We start from the raw sequence: 8,917 nt of genomic DNA, 5'->3' as shown, positions 1-8,917 counted from the left end.
GGCCAGCGCCAGCGCGCCGATGAGCCGCCGGGCGGCGGCACGTCGAATCATCTTCATCGCGGCGCCCCGATCAGAACTTGTGGCGCAGGCCGACGCGCACGGCGAGCTGGCTCGTCGCGCCGCTGCCCGAACTGCCGATGAAGCTCGCGCTCGAACCGATCTCGGCCTGCACCGGCACCACGCGGCCGCCGATCGTGTTGCTGCCCGAGGCGCGCTGGTAGATGCCCACCAGGTACACGTCGGTGCGCTTGGACAGCGCGTAGTCCACCGCGCTGTTGAACTGGTTCCAGTGGCCGGCGAAGCCGCCCGTCAATTCCTGGAACGTGTAGCCGATGCCGACGTTCAGCGCGGTCGTGAAGCCGTACTTGCCGCCGATTTCGTAGTTGTTCATCGTCGAGGCGCGGCCCGCCACCGGCACGAAGCGCGTGTGCGTCCAGTTGCCCCACACGGTGCCCGCGCCGATCAGGTAGCGCGCGCCGATGCCGAGCGTTTCGAGGTCGCGCAGGCCGCCGGTGTTGACGTTCGCGGCGCTCACGCTGAACGCCGGCGTCGCGCCGTTCGGGAAGCGGATGTTGGTGTACGCGGCGCCGGCCGAGAACGGCCCCTGCGCATAGTTCAGGCCGAAGCTGTAGGTGCTCGACGCGCCCTGCGTGGTGACCGCGCCCGCCGTGGTGGTCGGCCGGCCGGCGAACGCGCCGGCCTGATTCGAGAAGCCGTACAACGCGCCGAACGTGAAGCCCGCGAAGTTCGCGCTGTTGAACTTCACCGAGTTGTTGATGCGGCTCGACGTGAGCTGGTCGAGGTCGTTGATGTGGAAGGCGTAATTGCCCGCGACCGTCTGGTTGCCCATCGTGTAGTTGCCGCCGATGTACTCGGTCGACAGCGAATACTGACGGCCGAACGACAGCGAACCGACATTCGCCTTCGACAGGCCGATCGACGCCTGACGGCCGAACAGCGCGCCGCCCTGGCCGAGCGTGCCGTCGCCCGAGCTGAAGCCGCTTTCGAGCACGAAGATCGCCTTGAGGCCCGAACCGAGATCCTCGCTGCCGCGAATGCCCCAGCGGCTGCCCTGCGCGACGCCGTCGCCGAACTTGACCAGGCTCTTGCTGCCGGTGGCCGTGGCGGCGTGATTCACGTACGTGACGCCGGAATCGATCAGGCCGTAGAGCGTCACGCTGCTTTGGGCGTGCGCGGTCGCACCGATGCATCCGAGCAGGACGGCGGCGGTCTTCTTCATGTGGTTTTCCTTTCTGATTATCGTGCGGGGCGGTTCGCCGCATGAGGCCCGAGCGGCGTGGTCTTCGTCGCGGGCAACACACGTCGTCGCTCGTGCGGGAGCGATCCAGCGCGCGTGAAACCTGTGGTGGCGCGTTATGGCTGGCGAAATATAGCGATCTGTCACACCGGCGTAAAGACGCCGTGAGCGGCAACGTCGATCAAATGCAACGCTTTCCGAATACAGTTCGCGGCACGTCCGGGCAACACAGTTGCGGGGCGTTGCGCAGCGGTATTCACCCATGCGAAGCGGGGGCCGATGCCTGCCGGCATGGCCCCCGCTGATTGCACGGATTCCGGCGCGCATTCGTTGCGCGCGAAACTTTCGTTATGCCGTCGCCGATACCCGCGGACGGCTGACGATCTGGTTATCGCCGCCTTGCACGAGCGCGGTCAGCACGATGTCGAACTGGATCGAGCGATACGCGTCGGCCTTCATGCCGAGCGCCTCGCCGCCGGTTTTCTCGACGACATGCGGAATCAGCTCCTCGCGCGTGGCGTACGCGAAGTCATCCCAGATCAGCGGATCGCCCTCGATGTTGAACTGCGTGGTCAGCTTGCGGTGGCGCGGGCTCGTCACGAAGAAGTGGACGTGCGCGGGGCGGTTGCCGTGGCGGCCCAGCGCGTTCAGCAACTGCTGCGTCGCGCCGTGCGGCGGGCAGCCGTAGCCCACCGGCATCAGCGTGTGGAACACGTACTTGCCGTCGGCGCCGGTGCGCACCGCGCCGCGCAGGTTGAATTCGCTCTGCGCCACCGTCGGATCGAAATGCGAATAGAAGCCCTTCGAGTTCGCGTGCCAGCATTCGACGATCGCGCCGGCCACCGGCGCGCCGTCCGGCCCGGTCACGGTGCCGTGGATCGCGAGCGGGCCGGCTTCCGGATCGGCGTCGAGATCGATCCGGCTCAGGCCGTCGCGCACCGGCGCGCCGGCCACGTACAGCGGCCCCTCGATGGTGCGCGGCGTGCCGCCCGCGAGGCCGGCCTGCCGGTCGGCGGCGTCCATGCGGACGTCGAGATACTTTTCGAGGCCGAGGCCCGCCGCCAGCAGCGCCGCCTCGCCGTCCTGCCCGAGCTTGTTCAGATAGGTGATGCCGGCCCAGACTTCGTCGGGCGTGATGTCCAGTTCGTCGATCGCCTTGAACAGATCGCCGAGCAGCCGGTGCACGATCTGCTGCGTGCGCGCGTCGCCGCTGCCGGTGCCCTTGCCGCCGTCGAGGTTGGAGGCGGCCTTCAGCAGGGTCTGGACTTCCGCGGTGTCGAAAACGTGGGGGTTCATGATGCGTGTCTCCATTTTGGTCGTGGGGAAATCGGGCGCGCCGCCGCGCGTCAGGCGTCGTTCTCGCGCACGGACGACGGGTGGCGGCACAACGGCGTCACCGCGATCGTCATGTAAGGGAACAGCGGCAGGCCCATCAGGATCTCGTGCAGCTCGGCGTTGCTCTCGACGTCGAACACGCTGACGTTGGCGTACTCGCCCACCAGCCGCCAGATATGCCGCCATTTGCCGCTGCGCTGCAGATCCTGCGAATAGGCCATCTCGCGCAGCTTGATCGCGTTGAATTGCTCGGCCGGCATGTCGGCCGGCGGCTTCACATCCATGCGTACGTGGAAAAGCATCGTCTCGTTCCTGTGGGAGGGTGCGGAAAAATCAGCGCGTGACCTTGATCAGCCCGTCGCGCGTGAAGCGTTTCACCTTCGCCTCGTCGAGCGCGATGCCGAGGCCGGGGCCATCGGGCACGGTCAGTTCGAAATCGCTGTAGTCGAGCGGCGTGGCGAGAATCTCCTCGGTGATCAGCAGCGGGCCGAACAGCTCGGTGCCCCATTGCAGGTTCGCGAAGCTCGCGAACAAATGCGCCGAGGCCACCGTGCTGAACGCGCCTTCGAGCATGGTGCCGCCGTACAGTTCGATGCCGGCCGCATCCGCGATCGCGGCCACGCGCTGCGCCGCGAACAGCCCGCCGCTCTGCTCGATCTTGATCGCGAACACGTCCGCGCCGCCCTGCTTCGCGATCTCGAACGCGCTCTCGGGGCCTTGCAGGATCTCGTCGGCCATCAGCGCCACCGGGAAGCGGCGCATCAGCCGCGCCAGCGCGGCGGGGCTGGCCACCGGCTGCTCCACGAGTTCGCAGCCGGCGTCGGCCAGCGCGGGAATCGCGCGCGCCGCCTGCGTCTCGCTCCAGGCCATGTTGACGTCCACCCGCACCGAGGCGCGCTCGCCGAGCGCCTGCTTGATCGCGGCCACGTGGCGGATGTCGGCGTCGAGCGGCTTCGCGCCGATCTTCAGCTTGAAGATGCGGTGCCGGCGCGCGGCCAGCATCCGCTCGGCCTCGTCGATATCCTTGGCGGTATCGCCCGACGCGAGCGTCCAGGCCACCGGCACGCGCTCGCGACGCCGGCCGCCGAGCAATTCGCTGACCGGCACGCCGAGCCGCTTGCCGTGCGCGTCGAGCAGCGCTGTTTCCAGCGCGCTCTTGGCGAAGTGATTGAGTTTGACGAGCTTGCCGAGGTGCGCCATCAGCGCCTGGATGCGCGTGGCGTCGCGGCCGATCATGGCGGGCGCGAAGTAGGCATCGATCGCGAGCTTCATCGCCTCGGGGCTTTCCGGCCCGTAGGCCATGCCGGCGATCGTCGCGCCCTCGCCGATGCCCACCACGCCGTCGCTGCACACCACCTTCACGAGCATCAGGGTCTGCCCGTACATGGTGGCGACCGACAGCTTGTGCGGGCGCAGCGTGGGCAGATCGACAAGGGAGGTTTCGACGCGTTCGACGGTCACGGAAGTCATGGCGGATCAGGCGGAAGGAAAGTGCAATGAGCGATTTATACGGCTCGGCACGCCGCATCGTCCAACACCTTTTTTATCCCGTTCGATACCTTTAAGATATGGAACCGCGTTTTCCCGCACCGGGCCGCGAGGCCCGCACGCCGCCATGGATCTCCGTCAACTCCGTTATTTCGTCGCCGTCGCGCGCGAGCGCAACTTCACGCGCGCCGCCGCGCAGCTCCATATCGCGCAGCCGCCGCTGAGCCGGCAGATCCAGTTGCTGGAGGAGGAGCTCGGCGTGCAACTGCTGATCCGCAACAGCCGGCCGGTGCAGCTGACCGACGCGGGGCGGCTGTTCCACGAGCAGGCGATCCAGTTGCTCGGGCGCGCCGAGCAACTGCAGGCGGCCACGCGGCGCGTGGGGCTGCAGCAGCGCAGCGTGCTGTCGATCGGGTTCGTCGCCTCGACGCTCTATGGCGGGCTGCCGCAGGTGCTGCAGAAGCTGCGCGCCCGCGCGCCGGAGCTCGATATTCAGATGGTGGAATTGATGTCGATCGAACAGGTGGCGGCGCTGAAGGCCGGCCGCATCGACATCGGGTTCGGCCGCGTGCCGCACAGCGATCCGAGCGTGGCGGGCGCGGTGATCCTGGAGGAACGGCTGGCGGTGGCGCTGCCGCGCGCCTCGCCGATGGCCGGCAGCGCGGAGCCGATGCCGATCGCGCAACTGGCCGGGCAGCGGCTGATCGTGTATCCGAAGGAACCGCGGCCCGGCTTCGCGGATCAGGTGCTCAGCGCCGTGCATGGGCACGGCGTGGCCCCGAGCGAGGTGCTCGAGGTGCGCGAGATTCAGACGGCGCTGGGGCTGGTGGCGGCCGAGTTCGGCGTGTGCGTGATTCCGCAATCGGCCTGCCAGATGCGTCACGACGTGCATTACCGCCTGATCGACGACGCGCGCGTGACCTCGCCCGTCATCCTCAATCACCGCCTGAACGACAACTCGCGCTATCTCGAGCTGGTCAAGCAGTTGATCGCGGACGTCTATCGCTAGAGCGTCCGCGCGGGCCGCGCGCTCAGTCGCGCGTCGAGCCCTTGGCCGGCCGTCCGGCCCAATACCCGGCCAGCAGCGAACCCGAGAGGTTGTGCCACACCGAGAACAGCGCGCCCGGCAGCGCGGCGATCGGCGTGAAATACAGCTTGCCGAGCGTGGCGGCGAGGCCCGAGTTCTGCATGCCGACCTCGATCGCGAGCGTGCGGCACACGGCCTCGTCGAAGCCGAGCAGGCGCCCGCCCCAGTAGCCGCCGAGCAGGCCGACGGCGTTGTGCAGCACCACGCCCACCATCACGATCATGCCCACCGACGCGATGCTGTTGCGCGTGCCGGCCACCACCGCCGAGATGATCAGCAGGATCGCCACCATCGACAGCACCGGCAGATACGGCTCGATCGCGTTCACCGCGCGGCGGAACAGGTGGTTGACGATCAGGCCCACCACGATCGGCAGCGCGACGATCTGCAGGATGCTCATCAGCATGCCGTGCACGTCGACGGCGATCGACGCGTCCACGTAAAGGCGCGTGAGCAGCGGCGTGGCGAACACGCCCACCAGCGTCGACAGCGCGCTGATCGTGACCGACAGCGCCACGTCGCCGCGCGCCAGATAGATCATCACGTTCGAGGCGGTGCCGCTCGCCACGCTGCCCACCAGCACCATGCCGGCGGTCAGGTCGGGCGGCATGCGCAGGAGCTTGGCGAGCGCCCAGGCGGCCAGCGGCATCACGAGGTAGTGCAGCACGATGCCGGCGATCACCGGCGCGGGGCGCGTAAACACGCGGCGGAAATCGGCGATCGAGAGCGTGACGCCCATCGACAGCATGATCAGCGTGAGCAGCGTGGTGACGTGCGGCGCGACCGGCGTGAAGGTGGCCGGCGAAAAATACGCGGCGAGCGAGATCAGCACCGCCCACAGCGGAAAGAGTCGGGTAACCCGGGCAAGCATGATGAAAATCCTTGGTCGGTCTTGTTGGTGTCGAGTGCCGAGAGGCCGGCGCCGGAGCGGCGCCGCGATGTGCGATGCGCACTGCGCCGAGCGGGCCGGCGGCGGGTTCGCCGCCGATGACGTGTCCGGCACCAGCCTTCGTGAGACGGGCGCACGCCCGGAAAACGGCGCAAAACCGGGAATTCTACCTTGCGCGGGCAAGCGCGCCGGCCGTTTGCCCGCCCGCGCGGCCGATTCGCCCGCGCCGCGTCGCGTCGGCGCGACGCAAGCGAAACGCCGCCCGAACCGGCAATTGTTCCCGATTCCGCAGACCAAAGCCGCGATATACCCGAGATTTCCGCCCTTGCTCGCAACATTGACCGGTCGCAGCGGCTTCTACACTGTGTCCAATGTTGTCGCGAGAGAAGGAACACCAAGCCGCCGATGAGCGGCATCGCCACCCTTCCCCGCCCGTGTACGTCCCTAGACCAAGACGCACCGGCATCCACCGGCCTCCGCTCGCGGCGCGCCGGTTCGACCGATGCGATATTCATTCGGATATCGAAATCATGAAATTCATCCACCGAGTCGCCGGGGTTGCGACCGGGATGGCCCTCGGCCTGTTCGGCATCAGCCATGCCGATGCAGGCTGCGTCAGCAATCCGCGCGCGCAATCGAGCGCCTCGTTTCCCGCTTCGCTGACCGGCAAGCTGGTGTATCACAGCTATGTCGATTACGGCGACGGCACGAGCCAGATCTACCTGTACGACTTCTCCGCCCGCACGCTGACGCGCCTGAGCCAGCCGTCGTGGGGCATCACCGATCCGATGAACGCGGTGTTCAGCCCCGACGGCAAGTGGCTGACCTTCATGGGCATCGCGAACAACGCCTGGAACGTGTTCATGTATGCGCTCGGCAGCAACGCCGCGCCGATCAACATGACCAACAGCACGGGCGCCACGCGCAACGAGGATCCGAAGTTCAGCGCCGACGGCAAATCGATCGTGTTCAAGCAGAACGGCGACGTGAAGCTGGCCACGCTGTCGTACACGAGCACCGGCCCGGTGTTCACGTCGGTCGCGAGCCTGACGAACGTGCCGGCCGGCTCGGAATATTCGATGCCGTTCCTCGCGCCCGATTCGAGCGCCGTGTATTACGCGAGCGGCACCGGCGCGAAGATGGGCGTGATGAAGCGCATGCTCGGCACCGGCGTGACCAGCACCTACGATCATCCGGCGGGCCTGCAAGCCTACTACCCGATCGCGCGCGCCGACGGCACGGTGTTCTACACGCGCTGGAAGAACAAGGGGCAGCTCGACCAGATCTACGCGAAGACGCCGGACCCGGCGTCCACGCCCGATCAACTGGCGCTCAACGATTGCGTCAGCAACAACTCCGATCCCGCGCCGGTCAGCGGCACGAACTATCTGTTCTTCTCGTCGACCACGGCCGGCGGCTATCAGCTCTATCTGGGCGACACCGTCACCGGCCAGCGCTGGAGCCTGACGCCGTTCGGCGTCAATGCCGACACCAGCCGCGCCAAGCTCGGGCCGAGCTACTTCGGCGGCAACGCGGCCAGCCAGACCTCGCTGACGCCGCGCCGCCGCGTGCATCGGGCGTAATCGGCCACCGACCGCACCTTCGCTTCGCGACGAGGCCCGCGCCGGACAGGGATGCCGGCGCGGGCCTCGTGCTGTTCGGCTCCGCAGAATGGCGCGCCGGGTTGAACCCGGCTAAGGCTGAGGCTGCGGCCCGCACCAATCCGACGCGGCCGGCGCCGCCGCACGACGCGTGTCGAAATCGGCTTCGCGCAAACCGGACGGCGACAGCGACAGCATGTGCAGCGACGCCGGGCCGTTCGCGATGCCGGTCGCGCCCGTGTTGCCCCACGCGAACGGCGCGGGCATCAGCCCATGCAGCGCGATCGTGTCGCCGCTCAGCGCGAGCGCCATCAGGCGGCCGTCGCGCGTGGGCACGTAGGCGTTCGCGCCGTCCACCACCACGCTCGCCTCGCGCACCGACGCCGGCAGGCACGCGAGCCGCGCCGTCACCCGCCCGGCCTCGTCGATCAGCATGACGGCGGTGCGGCCATTGGCCAGCGTGGCCTCCAGCACGAAGCGCCCGATCGCGGGCACCCAGGCCGCGGCGTACGTGTAGTACTGCACGCGCAGATCGTCGAGCGAGCCCGGCACGCGCACGAACTTACCCGTGCCGGGATCGAGCACCGCGTAGCGCAGGCGCGCGATGGTGTCGCCGGGGATGAATTTCTGCCAGACCAGCAGCGCGCGCGACGGCGAGCCGGCGATCATCGGCCACCATTCGCGGCCGTGCTGCATGACCTCGACGCGCCGCAGCAGCCTGCCGTTGCCGTCGTAGATCTTGGCGGCCACGCCGTCGCCGGAGCCGAGGTTGTCGATGCCGCCGCCCTGCACCCAGCCTTCCGAATAGAACACCACGAAGCGGCGGCCAACGGCGGCCACGTGGCCGGAATGGCCGCCCGATTCGACGTCGCTCGGGTAATGGACGATCGGCGTCAGGTCGTCGCGATACACACCGAAGCGCTGGCTCACGTTGCGCGGCGCGTTCCAGCCGTCCTCGAACGTGACGAACAGGTTGCCGTCGGTGTTCTCCGCGACCGACACCGGCTCCTGCGCCTCGGGGCGGCGGATGAACACGCGCACGCCGCTCGACGCCTTCTGTCCCGGCGCCCACTGGCCGACATAGACGTCGTGCGGCCAACTGCCGTCGTCGTGCGCCCCGCGCGGCGGCGGGCAAGGGCCGGTTTTTTTCCCAGCCGTCGGTGTGTGCAGGGAGCTTGGCCCCGGCCGTTCATTTCAGGTTTTTTTTTCGCCCCCGCGGCTCGCGAGATGCTTGCACGAGCCAGCGGTTGCTTCGCTAA

Annotated in this window: 8 protein-coding genes and 1 pseudogene; 3 read left to right on the top strand and 6 right to left on the bottom strand. The window is 68.1% G+C overall.

From position 1 onward, the window contains the following. Positions 1 to 70: 70 nt before the first annotated feature. The 4 genes from G3N92_RS27240 to G3N92_RS27225 form a co-directional block, all read right to left on the bottom strand. The gene (locus G3N92_RS27240; RefSeq protein ID WP_206130692.1) at positions 71 to 1,240 is read right to left on the bottom strand and encodes a porin; all 1,170 of its coding nucleotides are present in this window, start codon (positions 1,238 to 1,240) and stop codon (positions 71 to 73) included. A 366-nt stretch (positions 1,241 to 1,606) separates the two neighbouring features. After that, positions 1,607 to 2,554, bottom strand: coding sequence for a catechol 1,2-dioxygenase (gene catA, locus G3N92_RS27235; protein ID WP_206130691.1), 948 nt, complete (start codon positions 2,552 to 2,554; stop codon positions 1,607 to 1,609). A 50-nt stretch (positions 2,555 to 2,604) separates the two neighbouring features. After that, positions 2,605 to 2,895, bottom strand: coding sequence for a muconolactone Delta-isomerase (gene catC / locus G3N92_RS27230; protein WP_206130690.1), 291 nt, complete (start codon positions 2,893 to 2,895; stop codon positions 2,605 to 2,607). 31 nt (positions 2,896 to 2,926) lie between these two features. Then, the gene (locus tag G3N92_RS27225) at positions 2,927 to 4,063 is read right to left on the bottom strand and encodes a muconate/chloromuconate family cycloisomerase (protein ID WP_206130689.1); all 1,137 of its coding nucleotides are present in this window, start codon (positions 4,061 to 4,063) and stop codon (positions 2,927 to 2,929) included. 145 nt (positions 4,064 to 4,208) lie between these two features. Here G3N92_RS27225 and G3N92_RS27220 point away from each other — a divergent pair, with 145 nt between their 5' ends. Continuing rightward, positions 4,209 to 5,090 (top strand): LysR family transcriptional regulator, encoded by an 882-nt coding sequence (locus tag G3N92_RS27220; RefSeq protein ID WP_206130688.1) that lies wholly within the window; start codon positions 4,209 to 4,211, stop codon positions 5,088 to 5,090. A 22-nt stretch (positions 5,091 to 5,112) separates the two neighbouring features. Here the strand turns inward: G3N92_RS27220 and G3N92_RS27215 are convergent, their stop codons facing one another. After that, positions 5,113 to 6,039: a bile acid:sodium symporter family protein gene (locus G3N92_RS27215; protein ID WP_206130687.1), complete on the bottom strand. Its 927-nt coding sequence runs from the start codon at positions 6,037 to 6,039 to the stop codon at positions 5,113 to 5,115. A gap of 67 nt (positions 6,040 to 6,106) precedes the next feature. Here G3N92_RS27215 and G3N92_RS27210 point away from each other — a divergent pair, with 67 nt between their 5' ends. After that, positions 6,107 to 6,466, top strand: a complete 360-nt coding sequence (locus tag G3N92_RS27210) for a hypothetical protein (protein WP_206130686.1) — start codon at positions 6,107 to 6,109, stop codon at positions 6,464 to 6,466. 160 nt (positions 6,467 to 6,626) lie between these two features. Then, positions 6,627 to 7,610, top strand: a pseudogene (locus tag G3N92_RS27205) (hypothetical protein); the annotation flags it as partial. Between the two features lie 141 nt (positions 7,611 to 7,751). On the opposite strand, the gene G3N92_RS27200 reads toward G3N92_RS27205, so the two are convergent. Further along, positions 7,752 to 8,699, bottom strand: coding sequence for a hypothetical protein (locus G3N92_RS27200; protein ID WP_339385822.1), 948 nt, complete (start codon positions 8,697 to 8,699; stop codon positions 7,752 to 7,754). Positions 8,700 to 8,917: the final 218 nt, after the last annotated feature.

Origin of the sequence: Burkholderia sp. Ac-20379 (assembly GCF_017104645.1) — a bacterium.
GTDB lineage: Bacteria > Pseudomonadota > Gammaproteobacteria > Burkholderiales > Burkholderiaceae > Burkholderia.
Note: the sequence above shows the minus strand (reverse complement) of the source record. Positions and strands in the feature narration are given on the sequence as shown.